The 14,082-nt window shown below is 38.0% G+C and carries 14 protein-coding genes; 8 read left to right on the top strand and 6 right to left on the bottom strand.

Annotated features, from left to right (window positions below; genetic code table 11):
• Nucleotides 1–546: 546 nt before the first annotated feature.
• From ACZ5QH_RS03015 to ACZ5QH_RS02985, 7 genes are all read left to right on the top strand, one after another.
• Nucleotides 547–1,473, top strand: coding sequence for a DMT family transporter (locus ACZ5QH_RS03015; protein WP_171478416.1), 927 nt, complete (start codon nt 547–549; stop codon nt 1,471–1,473).
• A 24-nt stretch (nt 1,474–1,497) separates the two neighbouring features.
• Nucleotides 1,498–2,370, top strand: coding sequence for a S66 peptidase family protein (locus ACZ5QH_RS03010; protein WP_262085064.1), 873 nt, complete (start codon nt 1,498–1,500; stop codon nt 2,368–2,370).
• Nucleotides 2,371–2,741: 371 nt separating this feature from the next.
• Nucleotides 2,742–3,173, top strand: a complete 432-nt coding sequence (locus ACZ5QH_RS03005) for a RidA family protein (protein ID WP_004723174.1) — start codon at nt 2,742–2,744, stop codon at nt 3,171–3,173.
• A gap of 22 nt (nt 3,174–3,195) precedes the next feature.
• Nucleotides 3,196–4,386, top strand: a complete 1,191-nt coding sequence (locus ACZ5QH_RS03000) for an MFS transporter (RefSeq protein ID WP_303576716.1) — start codon at nt 3,196–3,198, stop codon at nt 4,384–4,386.
• Nucleotides 4,387–4,886: 500 nt separating this feature from the next.
• A complete protein-coding gene (locus ACZ5QH_RS02995; RefSeq protein WP_166783124.1) occupies nt 4,887–5,303 on the top strand; it encodes a lysozyme inhibitor LprI family protein in 417 nt (138 codons plus the stop codon).
• Nucleotides 5,304–5,398: 95 nt separating this feature from the next.
• On the top strand, nt 5,399–5,791 hold the full coding sequence (locus tag ACZ5QH_RS02990) for a hypothetical protein (protein WP_303576715.1): 393 nt from the start codon (nt 5,399–5,401) through the stop codon (nt 5,789–5,791).
• 257 nt (nt 5,792–6,048) lie between these two features.
• Nucleotides 6,049–7,311 carry a mechanosensitive ion channel family protein gene (locus ACZ5QH_RS02985; protein ID WP_004819007.1) on the top strand — a complete coding sequence of 421 codons (1,263 nt, stop codon included), beginning with the start codon at nt 6,049–6,051 and terminating at the stop codon, nt 7,309–7,311.
• 167 nt (nt 7,312–7,478) lie between these two features.
• Here the strand turns inward: ACZ5QH_RS02985 and ACZ5QH_RS02980 are convergent, their stop codons facing one another.
• Nucleotides 7,479–8,162 carry a Crp/Fnr family transcriptional regulator gene (locus tag ACZ5QH_RS02980; protein ID WP_303576714.1) on the bottom strand — a complete coding sequence of 228 codons (684 nt, stop codon included), beginning with the start codon at nt 8,160–8,162 and terminating at the stop codon, nt 7,479–7,481.
• A gap of 464 nt (nt 8,163–8,626) precedes the next feature.
• Here ACZ5QH_RS02980 and ACZ5QH_RS02975 point away from each other — a divergent pair, with 464 nt between their 5' ends.
• The gene (locus ACZ5QH_RS02975; protein ID WP_303576713.1) at nt 8,627–9,199 is read left to right on the top strand and encodes an HD domain-containing protein; all 573 of its coding nucleotides are present in this window, start codon (nt 8,627–8,629) and stop codon (nt 9,197–9,199) included.
• 166 nt (nt 9,200–9,365) lie between these two features.
• Here ACZ5QH_RS02975 and ACZ5QH_RS02970 read toward each other — a convergent pair whose 3' ends face one another.
• The 5 genes from ACZ5QH_RS02970 to ACZ5QH_RS02950 form a co-directional block, all read right to left on the bottom strand.
• Nucleotides 9,366–10,682, bottom strand: a complete 1,317-nt coding sequence (locus ACZ5QH_RS02970) for a carbohydrate porin (protein WP_303576712.1) — start codon at nt 10,680–10,682, stop codon at nt 9,366–9,368.
• A 91-nt stretch (nt 10,683–10,773) separates the two neighbouring features.
• Complete coding sequence (fucP, locus tag ACZ5QH_RS02965) at nt 10,774–12,003, bottom strand: L-fucose:H+ symporter permease (protein ID WP_004818999.1); 1,230 nt, start codon at nt 12,001–12,003, stop codon at nt 10,774–10,776.
• A gap of 25 nt (nt 12,004–12,028) precedes the next feature.
• A complete protein-coding gene (locus tag ACZ5QH_RS02960; RefSeq protein WP_303576711.1) occupies nt 12,029–12,364 on the bottom strand; it encodes an L-rhamnose mutarotase in 336 nt (111 codons plus the stop codon).
• Between the two features lie 29 nt (nt 12,365–12,393).
• Nucleotides 12,394–13,176 carry an SDR family oxidoreductase gene (locus ACZ5QH_RS02955; protein ID WP_303576710.1) on the bottom strand — a complete coding sequence of 261 codons (783 nt, stop codon included), beginning with the start codon at nt 13,174–13,176 and terminating at the stop codon, nt 12,394–12,396.
• Nucleotides 13,177–13,211: 35 nt separating this feature from the next.
• Nucleotides 13,212–14,036: an amidohydrolase family protein gene (locus ACZ5QH_RS02950; protein WP_303576709.1), complete on the bottom strand. Its 825-nt coding sequence runs from the start codon at nt 14,034–14,036 to the stop codon at nt 13,212–13,214.
• Between the last annotated feature and the right edge of the window lie 46 nt (nt 14,037–14,082).

Genomic DNA, 14,082 nt, shown 5'->3' with positions numbered 1-14,082 from the left:
TAGATTCAGCACAAAAACCAACATCCCTATTGACCTTTCTGACAAATTACATGGTTTTTTTATCAGCTTATATTGGCCTTTTCTATCATTTTTTCCGTCAAAAATGTAAGTCGGTTTTTATTACATTTTTTAATTTCATTAATAAAAAAAAGTACTTGGAATAACCATTAGAATTACCCTAGAACTGAGTCTAAAGCAATTACAAAAAATTTTAGTTTTTTTTTATTTGCCATTTTGTCAGTTAATAATACTCGAACAGCTTGAACCAACCATTACGATATTGCACCTTTTTTGTGCAAAAAAAAGCATATTGAATTTGAGCAGTTTATAAACAAGGATCTCACGGTTGATTTTTATACAATTTTTATTTCAATCTATTTAAATCCCACTTAAATCCACACAAAAAGAAGTAAGCAAGTGTGTTTTATATTCCTTTTATTGCGCCAATTCATTCTTTTTTTGTATTTCCACTGATTGAAAACAACATTTATACTGCTTGTTCAAATTTACATGTCGTATAGCGACATCGTCAATGCAGTCAAATTCATGAAACTTTCTTTATCCAGTACCCAACTCGGTTCGATTTTCGCACTTGGTGCGGCTTTCTTATTTAGTACCAAAGCTATTTTTATTAAACAGGCTTACGCATTATCACCATTGGTTGACAGCACCGTGCTTATGGCTTTGCGAATGGCAAGTGCCTTGCCCTTTTTCCTTTTACTGTGTTGGTTCAATCGCCATCATAATAAAAATATGACAGGAAAAGACTGGGCTTTATTGGTTGCTGCAGGTTTGATGGGCTATTATCTTTCAAGTTGGCTCGACTTCGCTGGTCTGATGTATATCAGTGCTTCGTTAGAACGTATTATTTTATTTCTCTATCCAACACTGACAGTGATTGCCACAAGCTTTATTTATAAGCAAAAACTCAACTTTAGAACCATACTAGCGATTGCATTAAGCTATGGTGGTACAGTGATTGTGATGCTACAAGAGCAAAGCACCGTACCGCATGAAGGAAATTTCTGGCTAGGCGTGAGCTTAGTCTTTGCCAGTGCGGTCTGTTTTGCGACGTACTTACTCATGACCCCACGTTTAATTCAAAAATTTGGTTCATGGAATTACACTGGTTTAGCATTAAGCATTGCATGTTTTGGTACGCTAACCCATTTTATCATTGCAACACCCCAGCCGATTCAACTGCTTACTCAACTTCCGACACAAGTCATTTGGTATGGTATCGCCTTAGGCTTATTGGTGACGGTTTTACCGACGATTTTGGTCGCGCAAAGTATTTCTCGTTTAGGTGCTGCACAAGCAGCTATGATTGGTTCGATTGGCCCGATCCTAACCATTATTTTGGCTGTGGCTTTGCTCGGTGAGCATATGAATGCGATACAATGGTTTGGTTGTTTACTGAATATCATCGGTGTCATGATGATTACTTTGTCTAAAAAGAAACTTGCACACTAAATTGTGCAGAAGCTTGGAAGGAATATGCATTTTAAAATTGTATCGCCGAGTGCCTGTGTAGATGTTGAAAATATCCAGTTGGCACAGTCGCATTTGGAACAGTTAGGTCATACAGTCAGTTTGGGTGAACATGTATTTTCACAACATCGCTATTTGGCAGGTACAGTTGAACAACGTATTCAAGATTTAAAACAAGCATGTTTAGATCCAGACATTGATGCAATTTGGTGTGGCCGTGGTGGTACCGGCGCTGCAATGTTATTGCCATTTTTAGGTGAGTGGATTTTGAATAAACCCATTATTGGCTATTCAGATACCACCGTGTTATTAAACTATATCGCGATGCATCATGGACAATCTTTACATGCGCCTGTATTTCAGGAAATTGCCGTTAAAAATTTAGACAATAGCCCCCTGTCATATGATGCTTTAAAAACCATCAGCCTGTTATCCGCGGATATAAACCAACATGGTCATTATCCCTTATCCAGCGCAAATGGTTTTGCTCAAGATCAGCACATTGAAGATGTTAAAATCTTAGGCGGAAATCTTACTGTACTGTGTACTTTACAAGGCACACCGTCTGCCTTAAAACTGAATCAGCCGAGTGTTTTACTGATTGAAGATGTAGGCGAACCCTATTATCGAATTGAACGTTCATTGACTCAACTCCTACAAAGTATTGATACTTCAAACTTAAAGGCTTTGGTCTTGGGTGATTTTTATCAATGCCCACAAAAAAATGTCCCGCAAAGTATTGTTGAGATTGTGAAAGAACATCTCGATCCACTGCACATCCCACTTTACCAATGTGACTGGTTTGGTCATGGTGAAGTCAACCGTCCATTTTGGTTAGGGAAAACGGGCAAGATTGTAGATTCACAACTGATTATTTAACGGCTAGGTTATTTAATGACTGGGTTATTTTAGTACAGGGCTATTTCAGCGCATTGAATATAAAAAATAGCCAATACCTTGCTTAAGATAGGCCACTACAAAATCCTAGTCAGTGCTTACTGGGATTTCCTAAGAGCATCAAAACAAAGATAACCAACCTATATACTTTTAATCCTGAGCAATACTTTACTTGCATCGTGCTTCTTCTGATCACTTTTCTATATGACGGTTTTCTTGTTTAACAGCCCCTTGATTGTTCATTCATAAATACGATCAGTTGCTTCGGTTTTTTCTTGGCATTTTCACTTGACCTTAAGTTAACTTGAGCTTTGATACTGTCGGAAATTTCCAGTCAATCAAAAGAGTCATCCATGAATTCCAGATCAGAATCCGCGCAGATCAAATCGTTCCAAATGATTAACCCAAATACACTTTATAATCCAACAGCATTTGCGTATAGTCATGTGGCTGAAGTACGCCATTATTTGCGTATTTTGCATATATCTGGACAAGGTGGTGAAAACCAACAAGGACAATTATCCCAAGATTTTGCACAACAAGTTCATCAAGCTTTTGTCAATCTGCAACATGCCCTACAAGCGGCTGATGCATCATTATTGGATATTGCTGTTTTAAGAGTGCTTGTGGTCGATCACAGTACCAAAAAACATCAGTTTTTAATTCAGGAAATGCAACAACTTTGGAAAGATCAACCTTTCCCTGCGTGTACACTGATTCCTGTCCCGTGTCTTGCTTTACAAGGAATGCTCATTGAAATTGAAGCAACTGCCTATTGTATGTAACTCCAAGAACTAGGATATTTTTATGAATGCTCAACTCGATATTAGCCAAAATAAAGCATTACTTTGGCTGATGGCGATTGCCTGCGGTTTATGCGCAGGAGCAAACTATTATAGTCAGCCGCTGATTCACTCGATTCAACTCTATTTCAACATGCCAGAATCACAAGTGGCACTTACAGTGACTTTTGCCCAAGTGTCTTATGCACTTGGTCTTTTATTCATTGTGCCCATGGGCGATATTGTCAATAAAATCAAATTTATTCCTTGGTTAATGTTTTGTGCTGCGATTGGTTTATTGATGTGTGCTTTTGCTGTCAATTTACCCATGCTTTGGGTTGGCACAATTATTACAGGTCTATTTTCAGTTGCGGCTCAGGTGTTAATCCCTCTTGCAACGATGGCAGTTAAACCTGAAAAAACAGGTGAAGTTGTTGGCTTTTTAATGAGTGGGCTTTTAGTCGGGTTATTGCTTTCCACCAGCCTTGCAGGTTTGTTATCTAACCTGTTTAACTGGAAACTGATTTACTTTGTCAGTGCGGTATTAATGTTAATTCTTGCCTATTTATTGAAAAAACGTTTGCCACATGTACCTGTGTTTAAAATGAGTTATGGCAAAATTTTCTACTCGATGGGTGTATTGTTAAAAGAAGAACCTCGTTTAGTCTATCGTGCAATTATTGGTGGCTTTGCATTTGCAGCCATGAGTATTTTATTTTCAACGATTGCTGTTTTACTGACTTCTGAACCGTTTAAATTACCTGATGTTTTGGTTGGTGTTGCAACGATCATTGGGGTATTTGGTGCTTTAGCCACTGCAAAAATTGGTAAAATCGCAGACCGTGGACATACTAGTATCCTGACATGGATTGGGGTAGCGTTGATGATCATCAGTTGGGCATTGCTTTATTTCGGTGGAAAATACCTCACCAGTTATATTTTAGGGTATGGCCTGATTAGCTTTGGACTCGCTGTGGTTCATACCAGCAATCAAAATATCATTTTCCGTTTACGCCCAGATGCTAAATCTCGGATTAACTCTATCTATATGACAGCCTATTTCACAGGTGGTGCATGTGGTTCAGCTCTAGGCGTTTATGCATGGCATCATGGAGGTTGGACCATGACTTGTCTTGTCGGTGTATGTTTGGTTATGGGTTCTGCACTATTTTCTCTGCTAGATCGTCTATATCTCAATAGAGCACAGACCATTTAAAGCATTCTAAAATCAAAATCCTTCAAAATTTGAGGGATTTTTATTTTTTAAGAAACTTATTATTTTAATAAAAATACGGATACCCAAATCATTCTATTTGAATAATATTCACTGTAACTATTGTGTGAAAAAACTGATCATAATATATTCACATCAATAGTCTGCGATAAAATTCCAAAAAATGCGATGTACACAATTTCAATTTAAATGGATATGCGGGTTACTCTCTTCAAGCTATATGAATAAACAGTTGAGGAGCAGTAATTGTACGGAAAATAAATCTCAGAGCTTTAAAGAAATTTTTACAGGACAATCGATGTTTTTGGAAAAAACATCCAAATATCCATGATTATTCAAATTTAAAGTTGATACACTTTGGTCAAAATGATACCCCTGTTTATCTTTGCTAATGCGTGATTGACGATACTCAAGCAAGGTTTTATTCAGCTCACACAACAGCCAACATTCATCCTGATAGATCAATCAAGAGTTTATCCTTTATGAAAAAAATACGATTAGCATGCTTACCGATTAGTTTTTTATGTACTTTTTCAAGCTTGGTCTTCGCTGCACCAATAGGAAATGAAAACTTATTAAGCCAAGCTTTTATAAACTGTGACAACAGTGCCCAAGGTATTATAGAACAGGCAACTTGTCTAAAAGATGAGGCTGAACGTCAAGATGCACGATTGAATAGTACCTATAAAAAATTACAATCGCATTTGAGTGCTACCCAGAAAACAAAACTGGTTGCATCACAACGCATTTGGCTACAATCACGTCAAAGTGATGCTGAACTAGAAACAACGCTGTATGGTCAATCACAGCCAGACAACTTGCAAACTGAGCTTAATGATATACAGCGTATCGCAGGCCGTACTGCACAATTGCAACGCTATCTGAATTTACTTCAATAATGCGAATCAAAGCATAGAGATATTCAAGAACGAACATCGAGATCAAGATAAAACTAAAGGTCAAATATATGAAAAAATTTAAAAGTACTACATTATTGTTCATCTCTCTTCTTCCTTTTGCAGCTTTTGCCGATGATGAAATGTCTCGCCCCCTTCCAGATGATTCTTATATTCATGCCAAATTAAGCAGCAGTTATGGCCAATGTATCAAGCAAAGCGGTGCAGTAACATTTGAAATGCAAAGCTGTATGGACCAAGAATATGCCCAACATAAGAACCGCGTTCAACAGGCCTTTGCCAAAATCATCAGTCGTCCAGACAGTGTGAAAAAAGACCGGCAGATGGATGAAATCGCAGCATGGTGGGAAAACACCGACAAGTATTGTAATTGGAATCCGAAAACCGAAGGGCAAGGACAAATGTTAGATGCACAGTCTTGCCGTCTGAACCGTATTGCCAATCTTGCGGATAAAATCAGCCACTATTGAGTCTCACAAATTAAAACTTAGCATCCCATCGTATTCAATAAAGTACTGTTGATTGGCATATTGTGATCCGTGAAACTGGGTTTATCTATGCCCAACGGTTACATACTTATCTTCACATACTCACTTGGACTTTCTGAGAGTCTGTCAATCTTGGTGAGTAAGTAATTGATGCCCGAATGTAGCTAAAAAGTATTTTTATAAATTATTGTCATTCACAATCAATACAATAGCGTATCTGCTATTTTGAGGTTGTACTTTTGGATAAATTTGCCTTCTTAAAGAATATTCAGGAATGGTCTGATCAGTATCCATGGCTAGAGATGCTAACATCATTATCCATTCTAATTTTTTTCGCCTTTGTCGCAAATTATATTGCAAAACAAGTTGTTGTTCGTGGGATACGTAAGCTTATTTCAAAAATGAAGTTTGCACACAGTGAAATTTTTTCCCAGCATAGTGTTATCCGCAGAGTGGCGAATATTGTTCCTGCGATTGTTATTTTAAATGGTATTACCACAGTTCCACATTTGTCCTTAAAAGCGGTTGGCCTGATACAAATGGCTGCACAGGCTTTTATCTTCCTGACCATTGCACTGGCCATCAGCGAACTTTTAAATGTCTTTAATCTGCTTTATCAACGTAATCCAAAATCACTGAATAAGCCTATCAAAGGCTATCTTCAACTGATCAAGCTGATTCTGTTTATCGTTTGTGGTCTGCTGATCTTGGGTACCTTCTTAAAGAAAGATGTTTTTACCCTACTTGCTGGTTTTGGTGCGATGGCCGCGGTATTGTTACTGGTTTTTCAAAATACGATTCTATCCTTGGTGGCATCGGTGCAAATCTCTTCCTACGATATGGTTCGTATCGGTGACTGGATTGAAATGCCAACATTAAATGCAGATGGTGATGTTATTGATATGTCCTTACATACCATTACCGTACAGAATTTTGATAAAACCTTTACCACAATTCCCACCAATAAGTTGGTGACGGACACCTTTAAAAACTGGCGTGGGATGAAATTACTGGGGGCGAGACGCATCAAGCGCTCAATCTTTATTGATCAAACCAGCATTCATTTTATTACCCATGAAGAACAACAGAAATTAAAAGCGTTCCTATTACTGGATCAGTATTTGGATAATAAACAATCTGAATTGGACAGCTTTAATCAACAATTTGAAGATCAGTCAGTCTATAACCAGCGCCGCCTAACCAATATTGGAACATTTCGGGCTTATGTCGAGTTCTACTTAAAACAACATGCTGGTATTGCTAAAAACCAATCCCTGATTATCCGTCAGTTACAACCGACAAGTGAGGGATTACCGCTGGAAATCTATGCATTTGCCAATACAACGGTATGGAATGATTATGAAGCAATCCAGTCTGATATATTTGACCATCTGATGGCAATTATTCCTGAATTTGGGCTAAAAATTTATCAGGCTCCTTCTGGTTCAGATTTACGTTCATTGTCAAAACATGCTGAAAGTAGTTCGGAACTTCTGTCCTGAGTTGTTCATTTACATCAAAAAAGCCCATGCGGTAACCATGGGCTTGCTTGCAATGAAAGAAGAAGGTTTGTAGCGTCCTCCATAATCAATTCAAAGCATAAACTGACGGCTAAAACCCTCACTAAATATCTTGAACATAATTCTATTTTTATTTCACCTCTATCTAATTATAAAAGGTCTATCGGTTCTATTTCAGCGAGATAGTCATTATCCAAAACTTTTAACGTTTTATTTTTAAGCTGAATGATGTTTAAGTCTGATAAATCTTTTAAAATCCGATTTAGCTGTCTGGTCGAAATTCCTAACATAGCAGCAATAGAATCACGTTTTTCCAAGTGAATCATACTCCCCTCCATTTCCGCCCTAATTGCTAAATATTTACGTACTTTTATAAATGCTGGAAGCGTTGCATTTGTTAGCAGTTGAGTAGAAGCATATAATTTTTGACTGAGATGACAGCAGATAAAACGTAGAAAAGCTGGATCGTTAAACGCATATTGCTCAATTTTGTTCAGGGATATCTCGAGAATATCCGCTTTTGAAATCGCAGTCACAGTACTTACTGTACCTATATCTCTATTTAAAAAAAGCTCTAAATCACCAATCACGGAAAAAGCCCTTTCAATAGAGAATACCGCACAACTCCCATCTTTTTGGTAATGTTCTACTTGTAATTTTCCATTCACAAGTAAATAGAGGCTACTTAGCGAGCTTCCTTGTGCAAGTAAAAACTCACCTGCTTCTATTTGTTTTAATAAGAAATTTTCTAACAATATTGGAGAAAAATAACGCGATAAAGAAAACTTATCGATATAATTCTGTATTAATTCATCATTACTACTAGTCCTCATCTTTTACGGCTCTTCATTCAAAACTATCTATATTTTCAAAGTCTTTATCAATATTTGAAACCTATACTGGGCCTAGATAATAGGTAATAAACAGTGACATAGACCCAAGTTATCTTCTTGAGACAAGGTATTTTACGATCAATATAAAAAAAGGTCATCTGTCCTTTTTTTATATTATCTTGAAGCATAAGCTGTAGACCACTCCAATAGCCAAGGTTGTGTCACGATGAGCCCCTTACTGATCCATATACAATGATTTGCAATGCAGCAATCAACGCATACGCCTAAATTGAAGATGTTAGCGAAAAGTCATCTGGACATTCTGTTATTGATTGCTTCTATTTAATACATAAGCCTGTAGCTGCTCTCGTAGTAACCAGAATCAAAACAGATTACTTTAAAAAGCATTTATTGAGCTTATTAAAAGTAAAAATCTATAATTTTGATAGGAATAAGAAACTGAAATGAATACTGACATTATTAAAGGTCGTCTACTCTTTTTGAAAGAGGCTGAAAACCTGAAAAATATAATGCGTTCCTCTCATACCTCTAAAGGCAGAATTGAAAGTACAGCCGAGCATACATGGAGGCTTGCCCTGTTAGCTCTTGTATTTGAAGATGAATTAAAATATCTAGACTTTTCAAGGGTTTTAAAGATGTGTCTTGTTCATGATTTAGGCGAGACAATCAATGGTGATGTTCCAGCGACTGAAAAGAAAAACCATCCAGATAAAGACGTTCAAGAACGTAACGATCTATTATTACTTACTCAATCGCTAGATGCTCCCCTAAGAAACGCCATACTTGAATTATGGGAAGAATATGAAGCAGGTCAAACGCAAGAAGCTGTTGCAGTAAAGGCTTTGGATAAGCTAGAAACAATTTTACAGCATAATCAAGGAATTAATCCTGATGATTTTGATTATGAGTTTAATCTTAGCTATGGTGAAAAATATACAGATAAACATCCATTATTTAAAAGTATCCGTGCCCTCATGGATACAGAAACAATGCAAAAAATTAATAACAGTAAATAGAGATAAAAAGCCCATACTCTAGCCATGGGCTTGCTTGCTATAAAAAACTATATCATTTATAAATTCACACCTTTAATAGCGACAGATTTTATTGTGTCAGATAATTGACAAATTAAAACTGAGTCTAGAAATCAACTCAGTTTTAATATTTAAGTGTATTCAATATTTAGAAATTCATATTAAATTTCACCCCACCGACCCATGCATCACCATAGGCTTTATTGGCACCAATATTTTTTACATATTGAATATTTGGACGTACTGTCAACCAACGAGTCGCTTTTAAGCCATAATAAATTTCTGCATCCAATTCATCATCAAACTTTTCATTCTCGACTTTGCCATTAAATTTGATCGCATCGGTATTTACCCCAATCCGCGCTAAACCGATTCCAATTTCATCGCTTGGGCGAGCATCAAATAATCCCTTATAGACCACTGCAATATTTTGCGCATCGCTATATGCACTGGTTTTGTCATCATAAAAAGTGGCTTGTCCCATCAGGGTCAAACCACGAGATTCATCGCCATGATGGCGAGTCAATTGTTGCTTTGCTGAAAGCCATGCAGCCCATTTATGATGATCAGCATCAAATTTTTGGGAGATTCCCGGAGCAGAATAATCCACCTGAACATTCTGCGTATCCACCGTACTTGCAAAATATCCAAGTCGGTACTCTCCTGGTAAACTCAAATTGTTACTGGTTTTTTTTGGTTGCCAGACAATTTCCAATGGAATCACTGCACCATCTGAGCCATCTGTACTTAAGTTAAAACCATCACTGGCAGTAGTCGCATTGGCGTTGACCGTATTACGTTCATAAATTCCCATTTGAACGGCCAATTCTGGGTGAATATTGTATTTAACTCTTCCTGCCCATTGGCTGACAGGACCGTTATACCATTGATCTCCAGCCCAATTGGCAACCTGTCCACCACATAAAGCAAGGTTTTGAAATTCACAATCAAAACCTGCAAAGTCTTCACCAATACCAAAACGCCCTAGTTTTACATCCAATCGCTGATCTACAAATTTTTTCTTAATCCATAAGTCTGTTAAACGCCAAGTTTGTCCTCGACCATAGACTTCTTGCGTTTGGTTAAATTGAGGTGCCATAACATCCGCTTCAGTATTCAGGGCTTTTCCACCACGATGGGTAATGACAATTTTTGCTTCTGTATCACGCCAACCCAATATCTTATTTAAATCAAAGTTTGCACCAAAAGCCCACTGATCAGCATAAGCATTGCCCTTACCATCACGATCTGCATTGATGACACCTGCGAACTCACCTGTATAACCGATATTAAAGTCATAGCCTTGGTCCTTTAACTCAGTTCTTTTACCATTCCAATCTCCAAACATCCATGGGCTATCTACACGAAAAGCATCTGCTGCCATGGCAGAGCTCATCGTTAAACCACTTGATAATGCAAGGATTGCGAAGTGTACTTTTCTACGGCTTCCATTTTGAATTTTCATTGTATTGTCCTTAATCCTATAATTTTCGCCTTTTATTATTAAATGGCGGTGTTATCACGCTTATCGCACTCACTGCGATAAAATCGGGATATTAATTGATCTGTGCCAATGCGATTTTTTGATAGCTCTTCGCATAGAAAAATACGATCACAAAGCAGATCAATGGCAATAGATAGGAAATATGAGTTCCATAGTGATCAGCCAATTTCCCCATGAAAAAAGGCATGATTGCACCACCCACAATCGCCATGATCATAAATGAGCTACCAATTTTTGTTTTAGATCCTAGATTCTTTACTCCCATCGCAAAAATGGTCGGGAACATAATCGACATAAAGAAGAAAATACCAATCGCTGCGATCACTGAAATATACTCAGCGCCAGATAAGATTACGATACACAGCACACTGTTAATCACGGCATAAATCAGCAACAAATGGTTGGCAGATATTTTTGACATGATGCCTGTACTGACAAACCGCCCAATCAGAAAAGCCAGCATGGCAATAGATAAGAAATATGCGCCTTGTTGGCTTGAACTCTGTGGCCAAGTTTCTACCACCAAGTTAATGAAAAATGCACCTACCCCCACCTGCGCGGCGACATAGAAAAACAGGGTGATGACGCCAAATTTAAATTCTGCGTGTGACCACATCGATGCATTGTTATTTTGAAGATTGGCTGCATCCAGTTTCGCCTCATTTTCACGCAAATCAGGTAGTTTTGCTTTAGCAAAAAATACAATCAAAACAATGACAATTGCAGCAATACCGACATAGGTATAGGTCACAGCATCAAAACTTGCAGCACTGTCGCCCTCTACTGAGTTAAAGAAAAATAAACCGCCAATTAATGGACCAAAGAATTGTCCCAAACCATTGAAAGACTGAGACAAATTGAGCCGTTGTTCAGCAGTTGACGGATGTCCCAATGCAGATGAGTAAGGATTTGCAGCTGTTTCTAAACAACCTAATCCCAAGGCAAGTACAAATAATGCAAATAAGAAAAAACTAAATGTCATCATATTTGCGGCAGGGACAAAGAGCAGTGCCCCGATTGCATAAAGGGAAAGACCGAGAATAATCCCCGCTTTGTAGCCTTTTTTTTCGATAAATAAACCCGCAGGTAATGCAATCACAAAATAGGCACCAAAATACGCAGCCTGAATAAGACCAGATTGCGCTTTGGAAATGTGCAAAGCTTCCTGAAAATGTTTATTTAAAACATCGACCAAACCATACGACAATCCCCACATAAAGAAGAGTGTCGTGACCAATATCAACCCCATCCTAAATTGGGGTTCTGTAATTTTTGCCTTCATGGCTGAATTCCTTATATCATTCGGATTATTGTTTTAGATCAAATATTTTTTCCATTTCGATCCATTTTTCACCACATTTTGCACTAGGCAGTACCTGCTGGTACTGTGACATCAAGTTTTCCCACTCAATATTTTTCGGTTCTGAAACAGCAACATTTTCTGCAACATCAGGGTCATAATCGTCGGTAGTATCCATGATCATAAAAAGACGATTTTCGACTTGCCAAATCTGCATATCCAGCACACCACGATTGCGAATATTGGTGATGATTTCGGGCCATACTTTTTGATGATACTGTTGATATTGTTGAATCTTTTCAGCATCATCCACCAGGTCTAAAGCCAAACAATAGCGTTTCATTTTTCGCTCCACTTTGCGGCATATCAGTCTTAGTTTTGATCTAAGGCTCGATCTAAATGGGTATAACCACCATCGATATATAAAAGTTGTCCAGTGGTATGCGAAGAACGATCAGACAGTAAAAATACCGTGGTATCTGCAATTTCATTGGTCGTCGTCATACGATGACCAAACGGAATATTTTGGGTAATTTGTGCTAACTTTTGGGTTGGGTTATCAAAGCTATCTACCCAGCGTTGATAAAGTGGTGTCATGACTTCAGCAGGTAAAACCGCATTGACTCTGATGCCATCATCTTTAAATTGCGCTGCCCACTCTCGTGTTAAAGCCAATCGGCCACCATTTGCAGCAGCATATCCACTGGTATGTCCCTGCCCTGTGACTGCGACTTTAGAACCAATATTGACAATGCTGCCTTTGCTTTGTTTGAGATGCGGTATGCAAAAGTGAGCCATTGTAAAATAATGAATCAGGTTTTTATCTAAAGACTGTCTAAACGCATCAATACTGTCTTCAAGTCCAACATTGTCATTTATTCCTGCATTGTTGACTAAACCATCCAGACGTCCATATAGGTCAATGACATTCTGAACTTTTTCTTGGCAGGCTTTTTCATCAGTCAAGTCCAGTTGATGAAAGGAGTAGTTTGCTGCTGTTCCCTGTAAAGATATTTCAAATTCGGAACTCAGGTCTGAACGACCAAAAATAGCAATCGTTGCACCTTCTTGTGCGAGCAATAATGAAATTGCGCCGCCAATTCCTGCACCACCACCCGTAACGATAAAGACTTTATTTTTGAGGTGTAAATCCATCTTTCCTATCTCCTATATTTAAAATCTTTTAAATTTCATAGCTTATATAAGCGCTTAGGTGTATCTATTTCGACTTGTTGACGTTCTGAGGCACTCCATTTGCATGTCCATTCATCCCAAAATGCCAATAATGTTTCATAACGATGGGTCGCGAAAGACACAGGCCAATCCGAACCCCAAAGCAAACGTTCAGGACCAAAAAGTTCTAAAGCAATATCAAGATGGGCTTGAAAATCCTGTGCTTTGCAGTGTGCGCCCGCCTCTGTCACCAAACCTGAAATTTTGCAATTTACATGCGCTAAAGCGGCTAATTCTTTCATGCTCTTTTTCCACACAGTAAAACCTTCACTGGAATACATCTGAGGTTTTGCTAAATGATCTATTACCAACTCAAATTGATCATGCCGTTGGGAAAATTTTACGGCTGCATCCAAATCTTTCTGGTGAATCAAAACGCCATAGAGCAACTCAGCTTGTTGGATTTTTTCTACGCCCAGATTGAATTGAGGGTTGTTCAACATATAGGCTGTAGGATCAGGCTCATCTTGAATCATGTGACGAAAGCCTTTTATCTGCTTATTTTGTTTGAATTTTTCCAACTGCATTCCTGCATCTTTTTCAAAATCAAACCACGCCACAATCCCTTTGATGATAGAATATTGTTTTGCCAGTCCATTCAAATATTCATTTTCTTGCCAAGAAGGTCGTGCCTGAACAGCAATTAAACCCTCAATTCTGGCTGGTAATTGTGCCAACAAATCTTCAGGCGACATATCTTGTGCAATGACACTTAAATCACCCGTCATCCACGGGAATTCAACTGGATTGTATTTCCAAAAATGAATATGACTATCAATCACTTATATTCTCCTTGTGGCTTTATGCACTTTCATTCTTTCCAGATTG

It is taken from the genome of Acinetobacter sp. Ac8 (assembly GCF_055392545.1).
This window is presented reverse-complemented; position numbering and strand designations above follow the sequence as displayed.

Bases quoted from the DNA above. Each gene is read 5' to 3' on its own strand.
- ACZ5QH_RS03015 (WP_171478416.1), top strand. From the start codon at position 547: ATGAAACTTTCTTTATCCAGTACCCAACTCGGTTCGATTTTCGCACTT.
- ACZ5QH_RS03010 (WP_262085064.1), top strand. From the start codon at position 1,498: ATGCATTTTAAAATTGTATCGCCGAGTGCCTGTGTAGATGTTGAAAAT.
- ACZ5QH_RS03005 (WP_004723174.1), top strand. From the start codon at position 2,742: ATGAATTCCAGATCAGAATCCGCGCAGATCAAATCGTTCCAAATGATT.
- ACZ5QH_RS03000 (WP_303576716.1), top strand. From the start codon at position 3,196: ATGAATGCTCAACTCGATATTAGCCAAAATAAAGCATTACTTTGGCTG.
- ACZ5QH_RS02995 (WP_166783124.1), top strand. From the start codon at position 4,887: ATGAAAAAAATACGATTAGCATGCTTACCGATTAGTTTTTTATGTACT.
- ACZ5QH_RS02980 (WP_303576714.1), bottom strand. From the start codon at position 8,162: ATGAGGACTAGTAGTAATGATGAATTAATACAGAATTATATCGATAAG.
- ACZ5QH_RS02975 (WP_303576713.1), top strand. From the start codon at position 8,627: ATGAATACTGACATTATTAAAGGTCGTCTACTCTTTTTGAAAGAGGCT.
- ACZ5QH_RS02970 (WP_303576712.1), bottom strand. From the start codon at position 10,682: ATGAAAATTCAAAATGGAAGCCGTAGAAAAGTACACTTCGCAATCCTT.
- fucP (WP_004818999.1), bottom strand. From the start codon at position 12,003: ATGAAGGCAAAAATTACAGAACCCCAATTTAGGATGGGGTTGATATTG.
- ACZ5QH_RS02960 (WP_303576711.1), bottom strand. From the start codon at position 12,364: ATGAAACGCTATTGTTTGGCTTTAGACCTGGTGGATGATGCTGAAAAG.
- ACZ5QH_RS02955 (WP_303576710.1), bottom strand. From the start codon at position 13,176: ATGGATTTACACCTCAAAAATAAAGTCTTTATCGTTACGGGTGGTGGT.